Origin of the sequence: Kibdelosporangium persicum, from assembly GCF_013280595.1 — a bacterium.
GTDB classification, from domain to species: domain Bacteria; phylum Actinomycetota; class Actinomycetes; order Mycobacteriales; family Pseudonocardiaceae; genus Kibdelosporangium; species Kibdelosporangium persicum.
Window position 1 is genome coordinate 107,910 of record NZ_JAAATY010000027.1, and the last position, 25,022, is coordinate 132,931.

Genomic DNA, 25,022 nt, shown 5'->3' on the forward strand with positions numbered 1-25,022 from the left:
CGAGTCCGGCTCAGCCGATCGAGGGTCGACGGCCGCCGTTTCGCGTGATGAGGGGAAAACCTTGTTCTTGACCAACCCAACACGGACGGCCGCGGCGGTCGCGGTGGCGGCCGGGATCGTCACCGCGGCGCCAGTCGCGACGGCCGACGACACCGCGCCGGTCCGGCCTGAGCACTCTCTCGACGCGGGGCGGGTTGACGTCGCGGCGATCTCGCTGGCCGGGGAAACGATGCGATTGGGCGCCGAGGATGGGAACGGGACGCCGCGCGATCCCGAGTCGCTGGTCTACACCACGGACGTGAGCGGTGCGGGTGTCGAGATCGGGTGGGACACCGGCGGCATCGAACCGGGCCGGGTTTTCGGCGACTCGGTCAGCCTGCGGTTGCGCGCCGCGGAAGGGCCTGCCGAGTTCCGCGCGGACCCGCTACGGTTGCCGGTTGGTGAAAACGGCACGACAACATGGACGTTTCCCTTACCCGGCCGCTACACCGTGACCTTCGCTGTGGAGGCGAACTTGCTCACCGGTGAGCCGGTGACCACTGAGGAGCGTTACACCGTCGAGGTGCGGGCGCCTCAAGCCGATGCCCCGCCGTCCAGTTCACCGCCGAGTACGCCGCCAGCGGTGCAACCGGATTCGGCAAGCCAGCCACGGGTGGCTTCGGCTCCGGAGGCCAAGGCGCTGCCCGCGCCGCTGGCCGCGGCCCAGCCGCCGCCGGTCACCCCGGGAAAGGTCGTGCTCGCCGAGGGGCACGTGGACGCGGTGGCTCCCCGGCTGCTGGACGGCAGGGTGCAGATCCAGGTCAAGGACGGCGTCACGGTCGGGCAGACCGGCGGCCGGGTGCACTGGCGTGAACCCCGTGACGTGGTGTTCCACGTCAAGCCGACAGCCAAGGCGAAGCTGCCGGGCGACTCCGCGCTGGCCTTCCTCGGCAAGCCGGGTGACGAGATCTTCCTGCTGCCCCAGCAGCAACAGGCCGGAATCCTGTGGACGGGCTGGTCCACTGAGGAACTGCGCGCCGACCAGGTCGCCGGTCCCGTCACCTGGCGTCTGACCAAAGTGGACGGTCCGGGTCCGTTCGGCATCTTCACCACGGGCTCGTTCGGTGCCAGCACGGCGGTCTTCAACAGCGTCGACGGCCTGCCCGACAGTCATTCGATCGCGCTGGGCACGCACGCGCATGCCAACTGGGGCTTCGCCAAGCAAGGCGTCTACCGGCTCACCTTCGACACCACCGTCAAGCTCACCGGCGGCCAGACGGTCACCGACACAGAGGTCTACACCTTCGCCGTCGGCGACGTGGACCCGAACAACGTCAGTCCCGGTGGGAGCGGGAACGGCGGGGGTGGGAACGGTGGCGGCGCCTCCGGTGCCGGTGGGGGAAGTGCTGGTGGCGGGAGCCGTGATCAGCGTCTGGCCCACACCGGCGTCAACGGCGTGCTGCCGATGACGGCCGGAGGTGTCGCGCTGCTCGGTCTCGGTGGCGCGGCGCTGGTTCTTGGCCGCAAGCGTCGGAAGTCGGAGAATCGATGAGAAACCTCAAGCCACGGACCGCCGCCGTGCTCGGGCTGCTGGCCGCGGGCCTCGTCCTGCCCTTCGCGGTCACGCTTCCCACGGTGGCGGCGCAGGACACCGCGGTCGTCGACCACGGCCACGTCGACGCCGTCGCCCCACGCATCGTCGACGGCCGGCTGCAACTTCAGTACAAGGACGGCAGCCAGCCGGAATCCCCGGTGTGGCGTGAGCCGGGGACGGTGGTCACCCACGTCAAGCCCGAATCACGGATTCAGGTGCCCGACGACCCGAACTACGCCTTCCTCGGCGACCCCGGTGACGATCTGTGGATCATCCCGCAGGACGAGATCCAGGGCATCGTGTGGGCCGGCTGGAACACCGAGTCGCTCACCGCGTCCCAGGTGGACCCGGGGTCGGTGCGCTGGACGCTGGACGCGATCAGCGGCGACAAGCGCGACTCCGCTCCGCCCGGTGCCATGACGATCTTCCAGGGCGGCAGTTTCGGCGAACCGCTGCCCAGGGTGTTCGACACCCATCTGGCACTGCCGCAGTCCTATGGCCTCGTTCTCGGCACCCACGCCCACGCCAACTGGACGTTCGACGCCGAAGGCGTCTACCGGCTGACCTTCACGGTCACCGCCACCGCGGCCGACGGCCAACCGTTGGCGGACACCGAGACCTACACGTTCGCCATCGGTGACGTCGACCCGTCGACGGTCGAACCCGGTACGGGTGCTCAACCACCAACGACCACGACCACCCCGACCACCACTACAAGCACGACGACATCGACGACGTCCACGACGAGGACCACCACCACGAGCACGACGAGTGGCGGCAATTCCACCACCACGACGAGCCGGCCGGCCGATGGATGCGTGGTGCTCCACGACGGACACGTCGACGCGATCGCACCCCGCGTGCTGGCCGGCCGGCTCACCACTCAGGTCAAGGACGGCACGGCCGGTCCGGACAAGGTGGTGTGGCGGGAACCCGACACGGTGGTGTTGCACGCGGTGCCGAAGTCGAAGAACACGATCCCGAACGATCCGGCCTACGCCTTCCTTGGCACGGCGGGCAGTCCGGTGTGGATGATCCCGCAGACCCAGATCCCGGGCATCGTCTGGGCCGGGTGGAACACCGAGGAACTCAGCGCCGCCACGGTCCAGGGAGACGTGACCTGGCGACTGACCACAGTGGACGGTCCGGGCAACGTCGCCGTCTTCCTCACCGGCCTGAGCCCCACAGCGGTGTTCAACGCCGCTGACGGGCTGCCCGACACCCGTTCGATCGCTCTCGGCACGCACGCCCACGCGAACTGGGCGTTCACCGCGGAAGGTGTCTACCGGCTGACCTTCACCGTGACCGCCACCCTCGCCTCTGGCGAGACACAGACCGACACCGACACCTACACCTTCGCTGTCGGAGACGTCGACGCGTCGGCCGCGTTGGGCGGTCGATGCGCCGGTGGTGGCGGTACGACTGACACCTCCACCACTCAGCCGGGGCCCGCACCGAAGAATCCTGGTGAGACACCCGCCCCGCAGGGCAGCACCAAGCCGTTGGCCTACACCGGCGTGGGCGGTCTCGGTCTGCTGATTCCCCTGGGTGCCCTGCTGCTCATCGGCGGCGTGGCCTTGCTGATCCTGTTCCGCCGCCGGACAAAGAAATCACCGTGAGCCGGGGAGCCCCGGTCAGTGCGCACTGACCGGGGCGTCGGCCACTCGGCGCAGACGCCTGGCGAGCAACCCGTGCCGGGGGCTGAACACCCACGCGGCGAGGAACACGGCGGTCAGGACAAGCACGATCGTCCCACCGACGGGCAGGTCCCATGACCAGGAGATGTAGAGCCCGACGAGCGCGGAGATCCCGCCGAGGACCGGGGCGAGGGCCATCATCACGCCGAGCCGGTCGGTCAGCAGCCGGGCGGTCGCGGCGGGCGTGATCAGCAGCGCGAGCACGAGGATGTTGCCGATGGTCTGCACGGAGATGACCACGGCGAGGGTGACGAGCACGTACAGCACGATGTCGAGCCAGAACACCCGCAGTCCCATCGCCCTGGCCATCTCCCGGTCGAGGGTGATCGCGAGGAACTCCTTGTGCAGCAGGAACGCGATACCCAGGATGAGCACGCCGGTGCCGCCGACGACGTAGAGGTCCTCGTCGGGAATCCCGGTGATGGAACCGAAGAGGAACTGCTGCAGCGACCCGGCGTAGCCGGGTGCCTGCGAGATGATCACGATGCCGAGCGCGAACGCGGCGACGAAGAAGACGCCGATGATGGAGTCCTCCCGCAGGCGCCGGTTCTGGGCGAACACGGCCACGAGGATCGCGGTCGCCACACCGGCGAGCGTGCCGCCGAGGATCAGGTTGCCGGACACGACGAACGCGACGGCCAGCCCGGGGAACACGGCGTGGGCGACGGCGTCGCCGATGAAGGCCATGCCGCGCAACACCACGTAGCAACCGACCACGCCGCACACGATCGACGACATGACGGCGATGAGCAGTGCTTTGGGCAGGAAAGCCAGCTCGGGGTTGAACAGGTCGGTGAGGAAGTCGACGACGGACACGGTTCAGGTCGCTTTCAGGATCTTCAGCAGAGGGCTGTGCTCGTGGATGCCGAACGTGTCCATCCAGATCTGCTCGTCGCGCAGCTGGTCCGGAGCGCCGACGGCGACGACTCTGCGGTTGAGCAGGGCGAGCCGGTCGCAGGTGTAGAACGCGCCGGGCAGGTCGTGGGTGGTCATCAGGACCGCCCGCGCTTCTCTGGCCAGGGACAGGAACAACTCGGACAGCAGTTCTTGGGTGGGCATGTCGAGCCCGGTGAACGGCTCGTCCAGCAGCAGCACCGGAGGCCGCAGCGCCAGGGCCCGTGCGACCAGCACCCGCTGGCGCTGGCCGCCGGACAGCTGGCCGACCGGGCGGGTACGCAGGTCTGTCATGCGGACCAGGTCGAGCGCCTCGGCCACCGCTTCCCAGTCCGCGACGCCCGGGCGGCGCACCAGGCCGAGTTTGCCGGTGCGGCCGGTCATCACGACGTTCTCCACGGAAATGGGGAAGTCCCAGGCGAATTCGTGGCGTTGTGGCACGTAACCGAGCTCCGCCCGGCCCGGCCGCACCGGCTGGTCGCCCACGAGCACCCGGCCGTCACGCGGTCGCAGCAGACCCATCAACGTCCGCAGCAGCGTGGTCTTGCCTGCGCCGTTCGGGCCGACCAGCCCGACCAGTTCACCCTTGTCCACGCTGAGGTTCACGCCGGTGAGCACCAGCCGGCCGCCCAGTTCGACCGACAGGTTCTCGACTTCCAGCGCGCTCACTTCTCGGTCCCCAGGGCGCGCTTCTTGGCCGATCGGCCGCGCATGACCACGACGACGATCCCGGCTGCCAGGGCCAGTGCCGCCGCACCGATCACCGCGACGAGGAGCGGCGAGCCGGAACCTGTTCCTTCCGCGGGCGGGGTTTCCGCGGCCGCCTGGGCGCTCGGAGCGGGCGGTGCCGCGGCAGCGGCGGCCAACGCGGCGTCGGTGCTGGTGGCGTCGCCGATGGCGAAGCGCAGCGTCTGGGTGTCGGTGACCGTGCGGCCGTCGACGAGTTCGGCCTTCACCTCGGCCCGGACGAGGTAGACGCCCGGCTCGGTGAAGACCCAGTTGGCGTGGGTGTGGGTGTTCACCTCCACCCAGATGTCCTGCCGAGTGTCCTTTGTGGAGTCCCATAGCACGTCGGCGGCACCGAAGTTGCCCGCCTGCAGGTAGACGAACAGCTCACCCGGGCCGTCGACACCGGTCAGAGTGAGGGTGACGCCACCGTCGATGGTGTCCATCACCTCAGGGTCCTGGGTGTTCCAGCCCACCCAGACGACATCGGGGTTCTGCACCTGCGGCACCACGTGGACGCTTTTGCCCGGCGCGCCGATGAAGGAGTAGGCGGGGTTGTCCGGCACCGGGAGCACTGCTTTGTCGGAGATCCGGAACACGGTCCGGTCGAGGTGCCGCCACACCGACGGATCAGTGCTGTCGTCGTGGACCATCAACGTCCACTTGCCGTCGACCATCTTCGGGCCGATGTCGACGTGGCCGGTCGTCAGTGCCTTCTGGTCGGTCGTGACCGCCTGGCCACTGTCGATCCGCTGGCTCGGGCTGCCACTCGGCGGCGAACCGGGCTGTGCCGTCGCGGCGGCGGGCGCCAGCAACATGGCCGTGGCGGCGCCGAGCAGCAGCATGGGGCGGAACGGTCTCATCGGGCTCTCTTTCCCTGTCAGCCAAGGCATTCGCGCAGTGAGTCGGCGTTGAACCGCATCATCTGGACGTAGGTGGTCACGTCGCCGTCGAAGGTGTCGCCGTAGATCGAGCAGACCCGGACACCTTGTTCCTCGGCGACCTCAGTGAGCGTCGAGGACCGGGCGGCGAGGTTCGGTTCGAGGAACACCGCGGGCACACGCAGGTTGCGGATCGTGTCGGTGAGTTTGCGGCGGTCGGCGAGCGAGGGCTCGGTGGCCGGGTTCGGGGTGACAAAACCGGCGATCTTCACGCCGTAGGCGTCGGCCAGGTAGCCGAACGCGTCGTGGGTGGTCACCAGATAGCGTCGCGCGTCGGGGATTCCCGCGATGCGGTCGCGCACGTACCGGTCGAGCGCGTCCAGCTCGGCGAGGTAGGCGGTGGCATTGCGACGGTAGGTCCGGGCGCCTTCGGGATCGCGCTCGATCAGCGCGTCACGGATGACCTCCACATAGGACATCGCGTTGCGGACGTTCTGCCACAGGTGCGGGTCGATCTCACCGTGCACGTGTTTGCCGAGCACGGCCTGCGGCAACTGGTAGATCCGGTCGCCGGCGCGGCCGAGGAACGAGTACTGGCCGCCCGCGGGCACCTCGTCCAGCGCCGTGTTCGGCACGTCGATCACAACCTTCCCGGCCGGGACCACGATCTGGCTGGACTCTCCGCCGCCTTGCGGGTCGTAGAGCGCGTACACCTCGTCCCGGTCCAGGTCCACGGTGAGGTCGGCGTGCCCGCGGTCCAGCACGACGGCGCCGTCCACTCCGGATTCGGACGGCGGGACTCCGACGGCGACGGTGAAGGTGGCCTCCCCGAGCGGGACCGGCTTGGCCTGCTGGTCGACCTGTAACCGGGCGGCCAGGGTCAGCTTGTAGATGCCGGGCTTCGTGAACACCCACGACATGTGCGTGTGCGCGTCGGCCGGCAGTGTCGCGGTGTCGTCACGGAAACCGTTGCCCGCATCGAAACCGTCGCTTGAGTTGAAGTAGATGTCAGTGTCGCCGAACGAACCGGTCAGATAGCCGAACACAGCACCGGGCCCGGTGACCTTGGTGGCGCTGAGCAAGACGTCGGACGCCCGGTTCGCGCCGTACTTCGCGCCGTCCCCACGGGCTCGCAGGCCCAGCCACACCGTGTCCAGCGAGACGTCCTCGACCAGCGGGATGATCTCGGCCGCGTACTTGACCGCGTCCTCGGCCAGCGAGACGTTCCGGGCGTCCTCGTCGAGGTTGGCGTCCAGCGTCTTGATGATGTTGTGCTCTTCCAGCATCACGTAGTTGCTGAACGCCACGTCCGCGTACACCACGTTCCGCACGTCACGAAGACTTGGCTCGTAGGAATGCGGATCACCGCCGTCAGGCACCAGTGACGTGACGTTGACCCGGTCCCCGCCCACGTTCTGGACCAGGTCACGCAGCAAACCGGTGGTGGTCACCACCTGGACCCGCCCGTCCCGCGCACTCAGCACCGGCGGCGCCGAGCACCCGGCCAGCACAGCGATCGTGACAAGGCCGCCGATCAGGGACACGCGAGTACGGCACAAGATGTCGCTGCCTATCTGCCAGTGAGGACCTTCCCGTCGCGTAAGCGACAATGATTACCATATGCGATAGGGGAGGTGGAGTCCACAACGAGGCGCCGAAGCCTTGACGGCGAGGTCAGCCCACGGTCGGCGCCGTACCCGCACCGATCAGGGTTGTGGCGTCGAATTCCGTGACACCGTGGGCCTGGAGTGAATCGAGGTAGCGCTCGCGCACCGTCTCGACGGTGCCGGGATCGAGCTTGGCGAGGGCGCCGCGGTATCCCGAGCCGGTGATCGCGAGCCAGGCCAGTTTGGGCGTCACGGTGAGGTGCAGTTCGTGGACCGTCACGTCGACGTCGGTCAAGCCGAGCCCGGTCAGCCAAGTGGCGTAGCTGTCGGCCTGGTTGATCTCGTCGAAGAGGTGTGGCTCGCGTTCCTTGGGCGGTGCGGTGCCCGTGGCCGCGGCGACCGCGAGGCCGAGATGCCGGCCGGCCGCCGCCATCGCGTCACCGCGCCAGATGGTGAACACGACCCGGCCGCCGGGGCGAGCCCGGCTGATCAACCGTTCGGTGCCTGCCGTCATGTCGGGAAAGAAGAAGATGCCGAGCGCGGACTGGACCACGTCGTAGCCGCCGGTGTCCCATGTGGTCACATCGGCCTGGTGGGCACGCAGCTGTGGCAGGTCGGCCGACAACCGGCGCAGTTCGTCGATCATCGGAGCCGAGAGGTCGACGGCGTCCACCACGCCGTCGGTGCCGACGAGGTGGGCCGTGGGAATCGCCGAAGCGCCTGTGCCGCAACAAGCATCGAGGACGCGGTCGCCGGAACGGGGCCCCGCGGCGGTTACGGTCGCCGCGCCGATCGGGCCCCACAGATGGTGGCCGAGTGCGGTGAAGTCGGCTGCGGCGGCGTCGAAGGCGCGCCGGGTGTCATCCTGTCGAGTCGTGGACATCTTGTGATGATATTCGTTTTCAACTGTGGTGCCAATGGGCGTGCGGCGGGCCCGGCGTGATGCCCCGTCACGCGGCCGAATCCGCTTTCGTGCGCGGGGCAGGCAACTGCGATCGCAGTGCCCGGATCTTCCTTCGCACGCGCCACAGGGCGAACAGGATTCCCAGGAAGAGGGCGATGGTCCCCAAGGCGGTCCAGGAGACAGCCCAGACAGACGCTTCCGCGGTCGCGGGTTCCACCGCGCCACCGAGGGTCTGTGTCGCCGAGGTGACCGGCTCGGCCTTGACCTGGATATCGAGCGGACCGAGCGGCCAGACGCCGGTGACGGTCTGTGTGAGCGTCACGGCGTTGCCCGGCAACAACTCTGGCAGCACCTCGCCGGAGGTGGAGCGCTCCGCCAGGCCGAACAGGCCGCTGAGGCTCACCGACGGCAGCAGGGACATGCGCAGATTGCCGTCGTTGACGATCGTGTAGGTGACGTCGACTTCGCCGGTGCCTGCCGGGTTCAGGGTGCCGCGGTAGGTGGGCGCCACCGACTCGATCCGTACCGTGGCGTCGATCGGGCCGGCGACCCGGACGTAGAGCCTGCTGCCCACGCGGCGTTCCACGTCGACCGGGGCGTCACCGCTGGAGGTCAGCGCGGCGACGAGCCCGCCGACGTGGTCGCCGGGTTCGGCGTCGGCGGGAACCTTGATGCTGAAGGGAACGACCACGGTGTCCCGAGCCGGGACGACGAGCCGTGGCGAGGAGACGGTGACCCAGTCGCCGACCACAGTGGACGGTTCGTCGCGGGCGAGGACGTCGAACCCGCCGGTGCCGGTGTTGACCGCGTCGCTGGCGTACAGGTCCAGCGTCAGCTCACGCTCCCCGAGGTTGCGCACGGCAAGGTGGTCGTCGTATCGCATCCCGGGCTCCACCACGTAGTCGAACCGGACCCGGCCGTCCGGCCCGGTGGCCGAGGCTGGCGTGACCGACCACGTCTGCCGCTCGGCGCCACCGCCGGCGGGCTGGGCGGCCGCGGGCACCGGCAGCAGGACGGCGCCAACGACAGTGACAGCGACGGCGGCCAGCAGGGTTCTCACAAACGCTCCAGCATGGGAAGGGGTGGTACGGGCCCGCACCGCAAAGCACGGGCCCGCACCGGGAAGTGGGTCAAATAGCGGTGTCTGTCAGATAGCGGTGAGGATCAGCATCGCCCGGTAGGTGCCCGGCGCCAGGTCGGCGGGGGCTTCCAGGGTCAGCTCGGCGCCGAGCTGGGCGGTGCCGCGCCCGGCACCGGCCGGTGCGGTGCCCAGCTGCGACCAGGTGGCCAGGCCGTTGCCCGCGGTGAAGCCCGAGGCGACCTGGGGACCGGCGGTCACGGTCTGACTGGCCGAGGCGGACAGCACCGCGGGTGTCCAGCCCAGGTACTTGCCACCGAGCTGCTGGCCGTCGACCGTGGTGAAGGCCCGGACCCGGCCGGAGGCGTTCCAGCCGGGGTTGTCGGCCCTGGTGTCGGTGACCGTGATCGGCTTGAGCGCACCGGCGGCGGTGTAGCGGTCGGCGGCCGGGCTGAGCGTCAGCGCACCCAGGTCCACCTCCCGGTTCTCCGGCGCGACGCTGATCGCCAGCGCCCCCTCCTGCGCGGTCAGTGACGTGGTGATGGTGGGGCCGTTCACCGGGTCGTTGCCGTGGTCGTCCACGTCGATGACGACCGGTGCGGATTCGGCGATCACCTTGTGGTCGTGGTCGTACAGCACGACCTTGATCTCGCGGTTGTCGTCGGCGGTGCGCACGATGAACCCGTACTTGGCGGTGAGTGCGTCCGGGACCACCGACCAGTCGGTCTGGCCCGCGGCGCGGGTGAACCAGTGGTAGTGCTCCTCGCCGGTGGGCGGGGTCTGCACCGCGGTCAGGGCCGCGACACCACCGGCGTGGTAGTGCCCGCCCAGGCCGGTGATGGTCAACTGCGTGGCCGGGGGATCAGTGCCCGGGTCCTGCGGCAGCACCTCGCCGACGTAGAACGTGTAGACCACGGGCGGCAACTGGGTGGTGGTCCCGCCGGGCGGCGTCACCGAGGCACGCACGGTCAGCCGGTATTCGCCCTGTTCGGTGAAGCCCCAGTTGACGTGCTCGTGGTCGGCCACGCTGGTGAACGACTTCGGCCCGCCGTCGGCGGAGGCGAGGAAGACGTTCGGGCCGTCCTCGGAGTTCTGCCACAGCGCGAACGCGCCGGGGCCCTCGACCGAGTCCAGGCCGTAGGTCACCGAGGTGCCGTCGGCGACGGCCGAGCTGTAGCCGAAGCCCGCGAACACCTGACCGGCTTGGGAAGTCTGCGGCAGCAGGTAGTAGGTCTCGCCCTGCGCCTTCCACCCGGGCAGGCCGGCGATGCCCGCGCTGACCGTGCGTGAGGCCACCGACGGCTTGGCGTGGATCACCAGATCGGCGGGGGCGACGTTGCCGGACGCGGTGTGCGCCGTCAGCACGTGAGCGGAGTCCACGACGTCGACGTAGAACACGTCGACGTGCCCGTCGGACACCACCTGCTTGCCTTCGTACGGGGATTCGGCGTGGGCCGTTCCGGTCAGCGCGCCCAGGGTGAGCCCGAGAGCGGTGATCGACGCCACGGCGGCGTGCCGCCTCGTTCGGCGTCTGGTTCTGTGGTCCTGCAATGCTTTCAAGGTTGTTCCTCGGTTCTGGCCGGGCTCGGCAGAGCCCGGCGAGGTGGGGACGGCGCCCATGACGCCAGGGGACCGGACTCCTTCCTCTTGGGTGATCAGCGACGTCGACGGGCCGCGGCCAACGTGGCCACGTTGGTCAGTAGGAGACCCAGGGGGATCAGCAGGGTGGCGGCGACGATGAGTCCGAAGAGGACGTCACCGCTCGCGCCGGTGTCGGCCAGGCCGCGTGTGCCGAGCGCGCACTCCTGGCCGCTCGGTGTGCGGCCGACCTGATCGACCACTGTGGACGCCGGTCGCGCGGCGGCCGGGTCGCCGGGACCGATGTGGAAGGCGAGGGTGCTCTTGGTGGTCAGCGGGCGGCCGTTCGCCGTCGTGGTGAAGGCGAAGGTCACCGAGTAGCTGCCGGGTGCCGTGAACGCCCACACACCGTGCACGTGGACACCGGACCTGCCGGCCGGGATCGCGGTGGACCGCGGAAATCCTTCCACGGTGCCGAAGTAGCGGTCGCCGACACCGCCGAACGGGTCCTGCCCGTAGACGGCGAGCTTCCCCGGCCCGTTGACGCTTTCGAGGGTCATCGTCACGTCCCCCGTGACCGCCCCCAGCACGGACGGGTGCTGCGTGTTCCACCCGATCCACGGAATGCCGGGGCGCTGTGTCAGCGGGATAGTCCACACAGGACCGCTGCCCAGGAAGTCGTAACCCGAGCCCGCGGGCGGTGTGGTGCGCGCCGTGTCGGTCAGGTGGAACACGTATCCGCTCGGATCACGCCACGTCGGAGTTCCTTGACGGTCGTCCTTGACGCGGGCGGTGAGCGTACCGCCCTCGATCACCGGTCCGTAGTCGAAATGGCCGTCGGTGACGACTTCCACCTCGCCGGGCCGCACGGTCCGGGTGACTTCGGTCGCAACGCAGGGTTCGGTGGTCGTGGTCGGCGGCGCGCCGGGGCCGGATGTCGTCGTAGTGCTTGGCCCAACGGTTGGCCCGGTGGTCGGTGACGTGCTGGTCGGTGGTGGGGCGGGGCTGACCCGGAGGGGCACGGCCCGCGCGGATGCGACGGCGTTTCCCTTGGTGTCGATCAGGTCGTAGCCGAGTTCGGCGCCATCGAGATCGGTGGTGGCTGTGATCGTGAGGACACCCGTGGTGCCGCGTGGCGTGGTGGTCGATCCCTTTCTGGTCCACCAGGAGATGGTGTGGTCCGGCTGTGCGGGGGTGACCAGTGCCGTGGCGGTGATGGTGTCACCAGCCGTGTAACGATCGCGGACACCCACGACGATCGCGCCCGGCGGGGCTCGTGGGTTCGCGACCGTGGGCGATTCGGACGGCGCCACCAGATCATGGAACGCGGGCACGAAGCGTGCGGTGTAGCCGAGGGCGTCGGGTTCGTCGGGGACCGGCAACACCGCCGAACCACCGTCCACGGCCACGTGATCCACGACGTCGTCCCGGTCGGCGTAGTGGCGGTGGAACTCCATCCAGCCGGTCGGGACGCCGCCGTCGAGGTGTGCCGGTCCGCCGGAGACACGGCCGGTGAGCCGAAGCCCGCCGACAGTTTCCGCCACATCGAGCGTGGTCCTGGTCGGCGCGGCCGCGAGCGGGCCCACCACGATCACGTACCGGACGGGCGCCGATACCAGCGGCGCGCCCGACGCCGCCGTGGCGGACGCGACGAACTCCAGCTCGTAGACGCCCGGAGCGGTGAACGCCCAGTTCGCGTGCGCGTGCGTCGGCACCGCCGTGCGCAACGTCCGCGGACCGGGATTCCGGGAACTCCACACCCTTTCCGGGCCGTCGAGGCCGGTGAGGTACACCTCGACCAGACCCGGCCCACGGGCCTGGTTCAGGGTGATGTCCACCGAGTCCCCGGCCAGGGCCCCTCGGGGAATGGCCTCGGTGTTCCAGCCCGCCCACAGCACGCCGGGCTGGAACGTCTGGGGGATCACGTGGATCGGTGTGCCCGCCGGGACACCGAGGAAGTCGTAGGCAGGTGAGCCCGGTGCCGGACGCAGCGCCGCGTCGGTGACGTTCACCGTGGTGCGGGCCGGGTCGAACCGGGTCGCCTTCCGGTCCACATCGGACTGACCGGCCACGGTCAAGGTGCCCGAGCCGAGGAACACCGACACGAGATCGGCGTGACCGGTCGCTAGCAATTGCCGTTGCGGCGGAACGGGAGCATGCCCTTCGTTCGCCAGCGCCGGCACCGACGCCGCACCGACCACGCAAACCGCGGCCGAGACAGCCAGGGCCGCCCTTGGGACGAGTACTCGATTTCCACGATGACGCGCTGCGCGGGGTCGCATGGCTCCCTCTTCGCCGGACCGGACACGCCTACGCTAATCGAAACGATAACTGTTTTCAATAATCGGCGATGTGTGATCAACCCGTCACGGTTCAGCACGGTCCTGAGCCGCTGCCGGGCGTACGAGGGTTCGGTCAGGAAAGATCGGGTGCGGGCGGAGGTGACGTCGTGGGCAGCCGGTCCAGACCAGGCACCGAGGACAGCAGCTCGCGTGTGTAGGGGTGGGACGGTGCGTCGCAGACTTCGCGGGCGGGGCCGGTCTCGACGATCCGTCCGCGGCGCAGCACCGCGACCCGGTGTGCCACGTGCCGGACGAGCGCGAGGTCGTGCGAGATGAACAGCTGGCCGAGTCCCAGTTCGTCCCGCAGTTCGGTGAGCAGGTTGACGATCCCGGCGCGGACGGACAGATCCAGCGCGGACACTGGTTCGTCGAGCACCAGCAGCCTGGGTTCACTGGCCAGGGCGCGAGCGATGCCGACGCGCTGGCACTGCCCACCGGACAGCTCCTGCGGCAGCCGTTCGGCGACAGACCCTGGGAGCTGCACGAGATCGAGAAGTTCGGCCACTCGCGCCGGTCCGGTCCGCGGAGCCCAGCGGCCTTGGACACGCAGCGGTTCCGCGATGGCGTCGAACACGGACTTGCGTGGACTGAGTGAACCGTAAGGGTCTTGGAAGACCGGTTGGATGCCGGGGCGGAGCACGCGCAGTGCGCGTTCGTCGAGGCTGGTCAGTTCGTGGCCCTCGAAGCGGATCGAGCCACCTTGGGGCCGGCGCAGCATCAGGACCGCGGTGGCGGTGCTGGACTTGCCAGAGCCGGATTCCCCGACCAGCGCGAGGGTTTCGCCCGCATGCAGCGTGAAGGAGACCTGATCCACGGCGAGGAGGGGCGGGATACGGCGGTGGCGCGCCGAATAGTGGACGGTGAGGTTCTGGACCTCGAGCAGGGGCGCTGTCATGCGTACAGTTCCGTTGTGCGGCGCGGCAATTCGTTGACCCTGTGACAGGACGCCAGATGGCCTGAGCCGATCTGCTGTGGTTGCGGCTCGTGTTCGGCGCAGGCGTCGACAGCGGCCGGGCAGCGGGGCGCGAAGGCGCATCCTGGAGGCAGTGCTTCCGGAGCCGGTGGCGCACCGCTGATCGCGGGCAGCTTTCCGCCGGTTGCCTCGCGTGGTGGCAGGGACGCGATGAGCCCGGCCGTGTAGGGAGCACGCGGATGTGCCAGCACACGGCCGATCGGCCCGGATTCGACGTGCCTTCCCGCGTACATCACCAGAATCCGGTCCGCGTGGGCGGCAGCGACCGTCAGGTCGTGCGTCACGAGCATGACGGCCATTTTGGACTGTTCGCGCAGCTCGTCGAGCATGTCGAGGATGCGGGCCTGCACGGTCGGGTCGAGTGCGGTCGTCGGCTCGTCGGCGATCACCAGGTCGGGGTTGTTGACGATGGCCATGGCGATCACGGCGCGCTGGCGCATCCCGCCGGAGAACTCGTGTGGGTAGGAACGGGCTCGTCGTCCGGCGTCGGCGATACCGACCCGGTCCAGTGCGGCCACCGCGCGTTCGTTGGCGGCTTTGCGGTCCAGGCGTTGTACTGATTGGACAGCGAGGGCGAGCTGCTCGCCGACAGTGTGCACCGGGCTCAGCACAGACATCGCGTGCTGGGGCACGAACGCCATCCGCCGGCCACGTAACCGCTGGTACGCCTGTTGCGGCGCGCCGGCCAGTTCCTGGCCGTCGAACCGGATGCTGCCGGAGATCCGTGTTCCCGCGGGCAACAGGCCGAGGACGGTTTGTGCGGTGATCGATTTCCCGGCGCCGGACTCTCCGACGACGGCGAGCATTTCGCCTGCTGTGACGTCAAACGAGAGCCCTCGCACGACGGTCATGGCCTGGATGCCGACCCGCAGGTCACGCACTGTCAACAGCGGCTGAGTCATGCGGAATTCCCTTGCGGGGACGGAGAAGTACGGTGTCTGCGGCGAACGGGCGTTGTGGACAGGGACATCGCCAGTGCCGCGAGAAGCAGGAGCATCGCCGCGGGTGCCAGCGACGCCCATGGTGCTCGTTCCACGTACGGCAGTGATTCGGCCAGCATCAGGCCCCACTCCGGGGCGGGAGGCTGCGCGCCGAGGCCCAGGAAGCCAAGAGAGGCAAGGGCCAGTGCGATGCCTGGCAGGCGCAGCACCGCGTGCCGGGCCACCGGGCCCGCGACAGCTGGGAGGATATGCCGGGTCAGGATCCACATCGGCGTGGAGCCGATGGCGCGCTGGGCAGTGAGATGCGCCGCGGCCCGGGTTTCCTGCACCAGAGCGGCCGCGTGGGCGGCGAGCGGGGGCCAGGAGACCAATGCGACCGCGACGGAGGCGCCGAACGTACCCGGGCCGAGTGCCGCCGCGACGAGGATGCCCGCGATCACCGGTGGCACGGCGTTCGCCGTCTCCGCGATGCCTGAGGCCAGCCCAGGCAGGAAGCCGAGCGCCAGGGCGAGGACGTACGAGCAGACGCACACCAGCAGCGCGACCCCCAGCGTGGCGGCCGCTCCGTGACCGAGCCTGGCGAGCACGTCGCGGCCGAGCGAGTCAGTTCCCAGCGGATGCGTTCCACTGGGCGCTGCCAGCCGAGCGGTGGTGTCGAGGAACAACGGTTCGCGCAGGAGCCCCCATCCGATGACGACGGCCATCACAACAGCGCACACCGCAGGAATGGCACGACGCAGCGTGCTCGGGGCACCGCCTGCCGTAGCGGGCAGCGACAACGCGGTGTCTCGCAGTCCGGGGCCGAGCATCAGGCGTCGAACGCCACCCACCAGCCCGCCGACGACCACACCGAGCAGGACGAGGACAAGGATCGATGCCTGCAACAGCGGGAGATCCTGGGATTCCGCCGCACCGAGCGCGGTGCGGCCGATACCGGGCACCGCGAACACGGTCTCCACGGCGACCGCGCCTCCGGTCAGGCCGACGGCGACCAGCCCGAGCTGCGGCAGCACCGGAGGCATGGCACGGCGAAGCACTGCCCGCGTGATGACGGCGGGCGTGCAGCCGGAGGAACGCCACAGCCCGACCCACCGTTCCCCGAAGATCGGAGGCAGCGCGTCATCCACCAACCGGCCAAGGATTCCGCCCGCCGGAATGCCCAACGCCAGGGCGGGCAGCACCAGGTGCTGGGCGCCCTGCCAGCCGTACGGCGGGAACCATCCCAGCCACACCGACAGGACGACCAGCAGCACCGCGGCGATGAGGAACTCAGGCAACGCGGCCAGCGCCGCGGCCGGAGCGCCGGTTCCCGTGGTGCCGCGCAAGGTTCCGCGCACTCCGCGCACCAGCGTCGGCGCGCACAGCGCTGTGGCAAGCAGAAGCGCGACGATGAGTGCGGCGGCCATCAACGTCAGAGAAACGCCGAGCCCGGACAACACCGACGGCAACACTTCGGCTCCGTTGACCCACGATCGGCCGAAATCGCCACGCAGCACACCGCCCATCCAGTCGCCGAGCCCGGCCAGCGGACCGGCACCCAGGCCGAGTTCGCGGCGGATGGCGTCCAGGGCCTCGCTGGTTGGTTCCTGCTCGGCGGAGCGGGCACGCAGCACGGACAACGCGGGATCACGGCCGGAAAGCCACGGCAGCAAACCAACCGCGGCGACGATGACCACGAGCGCGCCGATGCGTGAGAACAGCACACCGGCGCGCTCGCGTGAAGGCAGGACCGTCACTTCAACCGGGTCGCGGCGGTGATGAGCAGCCGCTCGCGCGGATCGCGTGCGGAGTCCACGACGGACGTCGCGTCGCCCTGGATGACGCGCTCATGCAGCATCGGGATGGCCGCGTCCGTCCGCAGCACTGCCGCCTCGGCTTCCAGGATCGCGGCCCGGCGCTGGTCGCCCGCCTCGATGGCGGTGGCCTTGTCCACGGCCTTGTCGACGTTCTGGTCGCACAGTTGGGCGATGTTGAAGGAACCGTCGCAGGTGAAGTCGGACTTCATGTACGCCACCGGGTCCCCGGAGTCCAGCACGGTCGCCCTGGACAGGATGAACGCGTCGAACTTCCCGGCGAGCGCGTCCTGTTCGATGTGCGCGTACTCGCGGACCACCTGCTGCACCTTGAACCCGGCGCGCTCGAGCTGCTGTTGCAGCACGGAGGCGACCTCAGGCAGCTCGGCCCGGTCGGAGAAGGTGGCGAGGGTGATCGCGGCGCCCTTCGGATCGGCCGCGACTGTCCGGTCTGTCAGCTCCTTGCGTCCCGCCGCGGCCCACGGCAGCGCGGGACCGAGCAGTCCTTTCGCGACATCGGCCCGACCCTCGTACACGCCTTTCACGATCTCCTCGGCGTTGATCGCCGCTCGTGCCGCGGCCCGCAGGCCGGGGTCGGTGAACGGGCCCGACTTGGTGTTCAGGTACAGCGTGTTGGTGCGCGGCATCGGCACCTCGGTGACCGTCTCCTTGTCCAGCAGCGCGGCCTGCGACACCGGCACCGCTTCGACGATGTGGGCTTGGCCGCTGCGGATCGCGGCGGCGCGTGCGGTGCCGTCCGGCACGAACGACGCGTCGATCCCTGCCGCTTTGGCCTTCTCGCCCCAGTAACCGTCGTACCGATCGAGGGTGGCCGTCGTGGTCCCGTTCACGTTCACCAGCTTGTACGGACCGCTGCCGGTGCCCACCGGGTTGACTTTGCCGTCCGCGCCGTACGCGCTGGGGGCGAGGATCGCCAGCTGTGGTGAGGACAATCGCTGCGGTACCAAGGGATCGGGCTGTCCGGTGGTGACCAGGACCTTGCCGCCTTCGGCTTTCGCGGTCAGCTCGACGCCGTCGAGGATGCGTGGCTTCGGTGATGCCTTGGTCGCGCGGGTCAGGGTGTTGACGGCCGCTTCGGCGGTCAGTGCGCTGCCGTCGTGGAACGTCACCCCTTGCCGGATGGTCAACTCCCAGGTCGTGCCGGAGACGCGCTTCCACTCGGTGGCCAGTGCCGGCCGGGCGTCGCCGTCCTCGTCCAGATTGACCAACGTCTCAGCGGTCGACCAGCGGGACAGCTTGAAGGCGTCGTCGCTGAAGGGGGACAGCCCGGACCGCGGCGGTTGCAGCATCGCCAGCTTGATCCGGCCGTCGCCTGAGCTGTCCGTGCTCTGCCCGGACCCGGAGGCGAAGCACCCGGTCAGCAACAGAGCGGAGGCCGCCACGACGGCGACGGCGGACATGGTTTTGCGGTGGTGCACGGAGTCGTCCCCAGTTGTTGAAAGCCGGATCATCGAGGCGCAGTGTAAATGACAATCAGTTCCATCAACAGTGGTGTGCTGAGCGCCACGTGGGAACGTGCTGGTCAACCGTGCCGGCGGCGAGTCGGTCGGTCCGTGCGGAGCTGTTCAGCGGCCATCGTCGTGAGTGGTCGTTCTCCTCGGGCGGGAATGACCGCTCCCGCCCGAGGAGGCGGATCACAACCTGGCGCCACCCGTCGCGTCGATCACCCTGCCGGTCACCCAGCGGGCGTCGTCGGAGGCGAGGAACGCCGCGACGTCGGCGATGTCCTCCGGCCGGCCGACCCTGCCCAGCGCGGCCAGCGACGCGGCGTAAGCCTCGGCTTCCGGGTTGCCGCGCAGCCAGCCCGCGTTGACGTCGGTGTCGACGATCCCGGGGTGCACCGAGTTGGCCGTGATGCCCCGCGGGCCCAGTTCCTTGGCCAGGTTGAGGGTGAAGGTGTCCAGTGCGCCCTTGGTGGAGCCGTAGGCGATCATCTCCGGCAGCGCCAGGCGGGCGACGCCGCTGGAGATGTTGATGATTCGCCCGCCGTCCCGCAGCCGCGTCAGTGCTTCGCGCACGATGAAGAACGGCGCCCGCACGTTCACCGCGAAGACCTCGTCGAATCCTTCCTCGGTCAGCGAGGCCAGATCGGCGTAGAGGCCGATACCGGCGTTGTTGACGATGATGTCGACACCGTCGTGCGGCGAGTGGTGCCCGATCTGGGCGTCGAAGGCGGCCCAGAGAGCGGCCGCGTCACCGTGCCTGCCCAGTTCCGTCCGGATCGCGAAGGCCTGGCCGCCGTCCTTGTGGATGCGCTCGACGACCTCGTTCGCCGCGGCTTCGTCGCGGGACGAAGGCGACGGCCACGACGGCGCCGCATCCCCACACTGAAAAGCAGATGACCCGGCAGCAGACCACCGCGGGCTGAATCGCGCCAGCGTTCGCCCGGCGCCCACGTTCGGGGCTGGGCTTTTTCTGGGCATCGTGCTTCACTCCATCCATGCCCAGAAAAAGCCCAGCAGAGGACGAGGTGGTCGCCGCGGTCGGGCGGCTGCTGCGGCGCGGGCTGCCGGTCACCCCGGCCACCGCGGACGCGGCCCTGCTCGACCTGCGCGGGATCGTCGCCAGGGCGGCCGACCCCGCTGATGAGGCCAGTCGCACCGCAGCGCTGGACGGCACCCTGCGCGGCCTGCTGGCCCGGTTCCCGGACACCCGCTACGCCTCGGCGGCGCGGGCGTTGTTCGGACTGCCGCCGGCCGAGCCGGGCCAGAACCTGACCATTCGCCGGAACCTGGCGGCCGAGCAGGCCGGACACGAGAGCCACCACTTCCGCAAGCGGGTCGAGCCCAAGCTGATCGAGAAGATCGCCTGGGAGCTGCTGGCCGACGCCGAACGATTCACCCGCTCGGCGATGATCGCGCCCCGGCTGGCCCCAGCCACCGGGCGGCTGCCGGTCGAGGCGGATCCGTTCGCCTGGGAAGTCGCCGAACATGAGGAGCAGTTGAGCAGGCTGTGGTCGGCCATCTACGCCGCCCGCGCCGAGCTGCTCGCCGTCGAGCGACTGATCAGCCTGCAGGCCGACCGGAAGGACATCCTGCGCACGGCGGTGACCGCCGCCTGGCGGTGGGCCGCGGCGCGCGCCGAGGCGATCAGCTACACCACTGCGTTCGCCCCCGACCTGGGGTCCTCGGTGGACGACCTGGTCGCGCTGGCCGGCTGGACCCCGGCCCTGACCTCGGCGCAGGCATCGCGGCTGACCGAGGCCGCCACCGGCGGAGCCAGCCGGGAGCAGTTCGTCGCCGCCCTGCACGCCGAAACCGGGCTGGGCAATGCCTGGACCCACGGCTTCCTCGCCCGCCCCACATCCCCCGGGAACACCCCCGATGAACAGAACGGACATCTGTCGTGACCACCACCAACCCAGCCTTGGCCGCCGCCCTGAAGGCGGCGTCGACCGGCGACCCGCGCCGCTACGTCATCACCGGCGGCCCCTCCTCGGGCAAGGACGACCTGATCGAGGCGGTCCACGCCGCCGGGATCCCTTGCATGGCCGAGGAACCTGGCCGAGAGATCTACCGCAAGCACCGCGAACGACTGGGCCGACACCTGCTCAAGGAGGACCGCCGCGAGTACTCCTTGGAAGTCCTCGACGCGTTCATCACCGAATACACCGGGCACAAAGGCGGAATTCGCTTCTATAACAGGGGAATCCCGGACGGCTACGGCTGGGAAGGGTTCTTCGGGTTGCGACCGGCCCCGCAGTTGGAGGAAGCCACCCGGCGCTATCGCTACGACGCGATCTTCGTGCTCGACCCGCTGGACACCTTCGAGGACCCCGACGACATCGTCTGGGCCAAAGACCGCGAGATCCGCCGCGTCCACGAGCTGATCGTGCAGGGCTACTACGACGCCGGCTACGAACCGGTGTTCGTCGCACCCGACTCGGCCGCCGCGCGGCTGGACTTCATCTGCGCCAACCTGCGCCTGCCCAAACCCGGCCGAGGAACGTGATCTCGTTGAGCCGCAATGGGAAACCGTCGTTGCTGATCTCGCCCAACAGCGTGCTGGCCAACGCGCTGCTGCGCTCGATCGACATCCTGCGCCCCCGCGTCCTGGCCACGCGGCCCTCGCGGATCGAGTTCGTGGTCGGCACCCAGATCAACGGGGCGCCGCACCTGGGCACCAACCTGGTCCAGACCGCAGCGTTCCTGCTCGCCAAGATCGCCCGGCGGGAGTTCTCCATCGACACTCGCGTGCGGTTCGGCGCCTTGGACAACGCGCCCCACGAGGTGGTGCTCGACCCGGAGACGCACACCGCCTACCAGCAGACCTACTACCATGCACTGGGCAAGGACAAGATCAGCGAGCTGATCGATGACTACTACCAGGCGTTCTTCACCTCGCTGTCGCAGGCCACCGACACCGACTACAAGGTGGAGACCTACACCGACCAGCAAGCCACCCCCGGATTCCGGGCCGAGTTCCTCCGCACCCTGGAACGCCTGGAGGATATCCGTTGGTGGATGGCGCCCTCCCACGGCGTCATCCACATCCGCGTCCCCTGCCCGGACTGCGGATGGGCGGAGAAACGCGCCGACCGCACCAAACTCGCCCACCTCGACGAGGATGGCGCCACCTTCACCGCGGTCTGCTTCGACCACGGCACCTACGAGGCGCACATCGACCCCGAGGATGACCAGCCCTACCTCGACCTGGCCACCCTCTATCGCAACCTGGTCAAGGAACGAACTGTCGGCCGGGACGGCCAGACGCTGCACGTGATGATGAAAGGCGGCGACTGGACCTTCGGCTGCCAACTCGTCGACGGCGCGCTCGGCGCGCTCAACACCCCGCCCGCGCACATGCCGATCCGGATCTTCACGCCCCAGGTGCTCGCCCCGACCGGGGCGAAGCTGTCCAAGTCTCTCCTGCGTGAGCAGGGCAAGGGCGCCCTGCCCACCGATGTCGAACCCTGGATGCTCGACACCACCGCCTGGCCCGACTCGATCGACAACTACGTCGACTCGCTGGTCTGGATGGTCAGCGAACTGCTGACCGACCCCAAGCACTTCTTCCGCTCGTTCACCGTCAAGGAACTCGGCCGCATCATGACGCAACGTCCCGCGGAACCCGTCGTCCGCGCCCATGAGATGGGCATCTACAAGCGCTACTTCGACCTCATCGCCACCGGCCGCAAGACCACCGAGATCCGCGTCAACGACTCCAGCCGGCGCAAGATCAAGGAAGGCTCGCTGATCCGGTTCCGTTGCCAAGGCGATGAGGTTCTCACCCGTGTCACGCGGGTAACTCGCTACGACACGTTCGACGAGATGTTCGACCACGAGGAAGTCGCCTCGGTCAACCCCCTGGCCACCCGCGACGAGCAACTCGCGAACATCCGCCAGATCTACCCTCCCGAACGCGAAGCCCTCGGCGTCGTCGCCCTAGGCATCGAACTGGTCGACCCACCCCGCACCGCGTGAACCAGGATTGAACGCGGCCGTGCCTCACGTGACTCGAACCGAAATATCCATGCGACATGCTGGGCTCGCAGAGCCCGACTGCGCTCAAGTGGTGGTTCGCCGTCGAGATGCGGCGAATGCGCGACCGCAAGGGCCTCATACGAGGAGTTGGAGGAGATCACCCGGTACCGCAACGCGCTGACCCGCTTGCGCGTGCAGGCCATCAAGCCTGAAGACTCCCGGCGTCAAAGAACCTGTGATCATCATGAGGTACGAGGACGCCATCACCGCCCTCGCCGTCGCGACCAACTGGCGTAAAGCCAGTTTCAGTCAAGGCCAAGAGAACGGCTGTGTTGAGGTCGGCTCTGTTCCGGGGCTCGTTGGTGTGCGCGACACCAGACTGGGCACCGCAAGCCCAGTCCTCGCCTTCGCCTCGCGGGAGTGGAAGGCTTTTCTTGTTGGCGTCATGAGTCATGAGCCTGATCGTTGATAGTGCGGTTGCGACTTCAGGCATGGAATTTGTGGTGAGTCCACCCGTCGTGGGGCCGACGGGTGGACTCAAGCTATTCACTCATGGAGGGCTGGCGGATGATCAGCCACCCCATATTTCGTCGAGCTTGTTGCCGTCCTTGTCGAGGGTTGTGATGTTTCCGGAGAACCACAGGGACACTCCGCCATCCCAGTACTCGATCTGCAGTTCGGCCAGCTGAGCTGGATCCGCTCGTACGTACATGTGCTCGCCTGGCTCAAGCGGATATGCCATCCCATTGGGCTCGAAACACACGTGTCCCGAGCTGGTTCCGGCGACGCGGATCTTTATGTCAGGCATTCGCTCAACTCCATGCGTCGATGATCTCCTGACACAATTTTACGCGACTCGGCGCGGTCGGATTCCGTGGCATGTTCTTTTCGACCCAGGAGTAGAAATCCTGCAGTCGTTCGGCGTCCCGCTTCGAGGCAATCCTGCGCAGCTCTTCCGGGGACCGCTTGCCGATCAGCTCGGCGGCGAGCTTCGGGCCATGTGCCCAGATCTTCTCACCCACCTCGGTCGCTGTCCCGCCATCCAGGTTCTTGGGCAGCTCGATTTTCCCCGCGGGAGTGAGGATGTCGATTATCTCGCCGTTCGAGTCGACAGTGAAGCGCGGGCAGGCAGCCGTGTTCTGGACGACTGCCTGGCTTCCGTCAGCGGATGGAGCCTGTGCTTGCGGCGCGGAGCTTCGTCCGGGCACGCACGCCACCCTTGCCTCCGCCATGATCGTGCGGCCGAGGTCCAGGATTCTCCGGCCCGCCGCGGAGCTCTCCAGGAACTTCGTGAGTCCGGCGACGATCTTGGCGATCGCGGAACTGACCGCCGGAAGTTTCGCGATGAGAACCAGGAGCGAACCGACGTTGACGACCGTCCAGAGGCAGGCCGCGACATCGCCTTCACCGAAGCACTTCTTGGCGTCGGTGTACCCGATGACGTCCAGCAGGACCTGTCCGCCATTCTGGATGATGAAGTCGATGATCCCGTGCTTGGCCTGTTCAATGGCTTCCCGGTTCTGCTGGACCAGGTCGGGACCGCCCATTTGGTAGAGGAGTTGTTCCTCCTCCGCGGTCAGACTCGGTACGTCCTCGCCCGCCTGCCTGGCCTGTTCCGCTCGTTGTGCCGCTTCGCGGTCGCGTGCGGCCTGTTCGGCGCGGTCGGCTGCTTTGCCTGCTTCGACGGCGGCGTTGTAGGCGTTTTTGGCTGCTTCGGCGGCGTTGTCGGCGTGTTGTTGGGCGCTGTCGGCTGCGGCGGCTGCTGCGGCGGCGTCGGTTTCGGCGCGGTCGGCGGCTCCTCGTGCTGCGGCGGCGTCGGCTTCGGCTTTGGTGGCGGCGGAGCGGGCGGCTGCGGCGTCGTGTTCGGCCGCGGCGGCGGATCGTCCGGCGAGGGCGGCGTCGTGGGCGGCGGCGTTGGCCGCGTTGCGTGCGATGCGTGCGTCTTCGCGGGCTTGGGCGTCGGCCTGGTTGGCGCGAGCTGCCGCGGCCCGGGCGGCGGCGCCGTCGGCTGCCGCGTCGGCGGCTGCTTTCTGGGCGTCGGCGGCGGAACGGGCGGCTGCCGCGGAGGATTTCGCGGCGGCTGCGGCGGCGTCGTAGGCGGGTTTGACTTCCGCGGCGGCCCGATCAGCCGCCTCCTGTGCCAGCCGAGCGGCCTCCAGTGCTTCGGCGGCGCGGCGTTCGGCCGCGGCGGCTTGTTCGGCGCCGACCGCGCGGGCTTGTTCGGCGACCCGGACGACGAAGTCGGCGTCGATGTCCTGGCCGGTGAACGGCGCGACCACGGTGATCGCGGTGTTGGCTGGTTGGGTGATCGCCTGCGACGAGGCTTTCGCGGCTGATGCGGCTTGTACTGCGAGGCTGGCCTGGGTGGCCGCGGACACCGCCTCATGGGCGGCGGCGTCGGCTTCGGCTTTGGTGCGGTCGGCCGACATTTGCGCGTTCATCGCTTCGGAGGCGGCCTGGTTGGCCAGGTTCACCGCGTTCTGCGCCGCTTCAGCAGCCTTGGCCTCCTGGAACGTCGCGTCCGACGCGGCCGAGTCGGCCCGAAGTGCAGCCGCGTGCGTGGCTGCCGCTTCGGCTTCGGCCCTGTTGGC

The 25,022-nt window shown here is 69.0% G+C and carries 20 protein-coding genes and 1 pseudogene; 6 read left to right on the forward strand and 15 right to left on the reverse strand.

What is annotated here, in order from left to right:
* The first annotated feature begins 67 nt into the window (after positions 1 to 67).
* Both GC106_RS35530 and GC106_RS35535 read left to right on the forward strand, forming a co-directional pair.
* Positions 68 to 1,531: a choice-of-anchor M domain-containing protein gene (locus GC106_RS35530; protein WP_173139655.1), complete on the forward strand. Its 1,464-nt coding sequence runs from the start codon at positions 68 to 70 to the stop codon at positions 1,529 to 1,531.
* The gene (locus tag GC106_RS35535; protein WP_173139657.1) at positions 1,528 to 3,192 is read left to right on the forward strand and encodes a choice-of-anchor M domain-containing protein; all 1,665 of its coding nucleotides are present in this window, start codon (positions 1,528 to 1,530) and stop codon (positions 3,190 to 3,192) included. Before GC106_RS35530 ends, GC106_RS35535 begins: the two co-directional genes overlap by 4 nt.
* A 15-nt stretch (positions 3,193 to 3,207) precedes the next feature.
* Here GC106_RS35535 and GC106_RS35540 read toward each other — a convergent pair whose 3' ends face one another.
* From GC106_RS35540 to GC106_RS35600, 13 genes are all read right to left on the reverse strand, one after another.
* Complete coding sequence (locus GC106_RS35540; protein ID WP_173139658.1) at positions 3,208 to 4,086, reverse strand: anchored repeat-type ABC transporter permease subunit; 879 nt, start codon at positions 4,084 to 4,086, stop codon at positions 3,208 to 3,210.
* A gap of 3 nt (positions 4,087 to 4,089) precedes the next feature.
* Positions 4,090 to 4,833: an anchored repeat-type ABC transporter ATP-binding subunit gene (locus tag GC106_RS35545; RefSeq protein WP_173139660.1), complete on the reverse strand. Its 744-nt coding sequence runs from the start codon at positions 4,831 to 4,833 to the stop codon at positions 4,090 to 4,092.
* Positions 4,830 to 5,753, reverse strand: coding sequence for a choice-of-anchor M domain-containing protein (locus GC106_RS35550; protein ID WP_217281385.1), 924 nt, complete (start codon positions 5,751 to 5,753; stop codon positions 4,830 to 4,832). The genes GC106_RS35545 and GC106_RS35550 overlap by 4 nt, the downstream gene beginning before the upstream one ends.
* 17 nt (positions 5,754 to 5,770) lie before the next feature.
* Positions 5,771 to 7,315 (reverse strand): anchored repeat ABC transporter, substrate-binding protein, encoded by a 1,545-nt coding sequence (locus tag GC106_RS35555; protein WP_312873145.1) that lies wholly within the window; start codon positions 7,313 to 7,315, stop codon positions 5,771 to 5,773.
* A 130-nt stretch (positions 7,316 to 7,445) separates the two neighbouring features.
* Positions 7,446 to 8,261, reverse strand: a complete 816-nt coding sequence (locus tag GC106_RS35560) for a class I SAM-dependent methyltransferase (protein WP_173139662.1) — start codon at positions 8,259 to 8,261, stop codon at positions 7,446 to 7,448.
* Positions 8,262 to 8,328: 67 nt separating this feature from the next.
* The gene (locus tag GC106_RS35565) at positions 8,329 to 9,342 is read right to left on the reverse strand and encodes a WxL protein peptidoglycan domain-containing protein (RefSeq protein WP_173139664.1); all 1,014 of its coding nucleotides are present in this window, start codon (positions 9,340 to 9,342) and stop codon (positions 8,329 to 8,331) included.
* An 87-nt stretch (positions 9,343 to 9,429) separates the two neighbouring features.
* Positions 9,430 to 10,920, reverse strand: coding sequence for a choice-of-anchor M domain-containing protein (locus tag GC106_RS35570; protein WP_173139666.1), 1,491 nt, complete (start codon positions 10,918 to 10,920; stop codon positions 9,430 to 9,432).
* Between the two features lie 95 nt (positions 10,921 to 11,015).
* Entirely contained in the window at positions 11,016 to 13,121 is a 2,106-nt protein-coding gene (locus tag GC106_RS35575; RefSeq protein WP_173139668.1) for a TIGR03773 family transporter-associated surface protein, read from the reverse strand.
* Positions 13,122 to 13,353: 232 nt separating this feature from the next.
* Complete coding sequence (locus GC106_RS35580; RefSeq protein WP_173139669.1) at positions 13,354 to 14,175, reverse strand: ATP-binding cassette domain-containing protein; 822 nt, start codon at positions 14,173 to 14,175, stop codon at positions 13,354 to 13,356.
* Positions 14,172 to 15,155: an ABC transporter ATP-binding protein gene (locus GC106_RS35585; protein WP_173139671.1), complete on the reverse strand. Its 984-nt coding sequence runs from the start codon at positions 15,153 to 15,155 to the stop codon at positions 14,172 to 14,174. The genes GC106_RS35580 and GC106_RS35585 overlap by 4 nt, the downstream gene beginning before the upstream one ends.
* Positions 15,152 to 16,930, reverse strand: coding sequence for an ABC transporter permease subunit (locus GC106_RS35590; RefSeq protein WP_312873146.1), 1,779 nt, complete (start codon positions 16,928 to 16,930; stop codon positions 15,152 to 15,154). Before GC106_RS35590 ends, GC106_RS35585 begins: the two co-directional genes overlap by 4 nt.
* On the reverse strand, positions 16,927 to 18,459 hold the full coding sequence (locus GC106_RS35595; protein ID WP_173139673.1) for an ABC transporter substrate-binding protein: 1,533 nt from the start codon (positions 18,457 to 18,459) through the stop codon (positions 16,927 to 16,929). Before GC106_RS35595 ends, GC106_RS35590 begins: the two co-directional genes overlap by 4 nt.
* 183 nt (positions 18,460 to 18,642) lie before the next feature.
* Positions 18,643 to 19,431, reverse strand: coding sequence for an SDR family NAD(P)-dependent oxidoreductase (locus GC106_RS35600; RefSeq protein WP_173139675.1), 789 nt, complete (start codon positions 19,429 to 19,431; stop codon positions 18,643 to 18,645).
* A 17-nt stretch (positions 19,432 to 19,448) separates the two neighbouring features.
* Between GC106_RS35600 and GC106_RS35605 the strand changes: the two genes are divergently transcribed.
* From GC106_RS35605 to GC106_RS35625, 4 genes are all read left to right on the forward strand, one after another.
* Positions 19,449 to 20,357, forward strand: a complete 909-nt coding sequence (locus GC106_RS35605; RefSeq protein WP_173139677.1) for a hypothetical protein — start codon at positions 19,449 to 19,451, stop codon at positions 20,355 to 20,357.
* Entirely contained in the window at positions 20,354 to 20,959 is a 606-nt protein-coding gene (locus GC106_RS35610; protein WP_173139679.1) for an AAA family ATPase, read from the forward strand. The genes GC106_RS35605 and GC106_RS35610 overlap by 4 nt, the downstream gene beginning before the upstream one ends.
* A gap of 5 nt (positions 20,960 to 20,964) precedes the next feature.
* On the forward strand, positions 20,965 to 22,431 hold the full coding sequence (locus GC106_RS48325) for an ASCH domain-containing protein (protein WP_246367523.1): 1,467 nt from the start codon (positions 20,965 to 20,967) through the stop codon (positions 22,429 to 22,431).
* 244 nt (positions 22,432 to 22,675) lie between these two features.
* Entirely contained in the window at positions 22,676 to 22,900 is a 225-nt protein-coding gene (locus tag GC106_RS35625; RefSeq protein ID WP_173139680.1) for a DUF397 domain-containing protein, read from the forward strand.
* Positions 22,901 to 23,002: 102 nt separating this feature from the next.
* On the opposite strand, the gene GC106_RS35630 is transcribed toward GC106_RS35625, so the two are convergent.
* On the reverse strand, positions 23,003 to 23,239 hold the full coding sequence (locus GC106_RS35630) for a hypothetical protein (RefSeq protein WP_173139682.1): 237 nt from the start codon (positions 23,237 to 23,239) through the stop codon (positions 23,003 to 23,005).
* A 4-nt stretch (positions 23,240 to 23,243) separates the two neighbouring features.
* Positions 23,244 to 25,022 (reverse strand): annotated as a pseudogene (locus GC106_RS35635) (hypothetical protein); the annotation flags it as partial.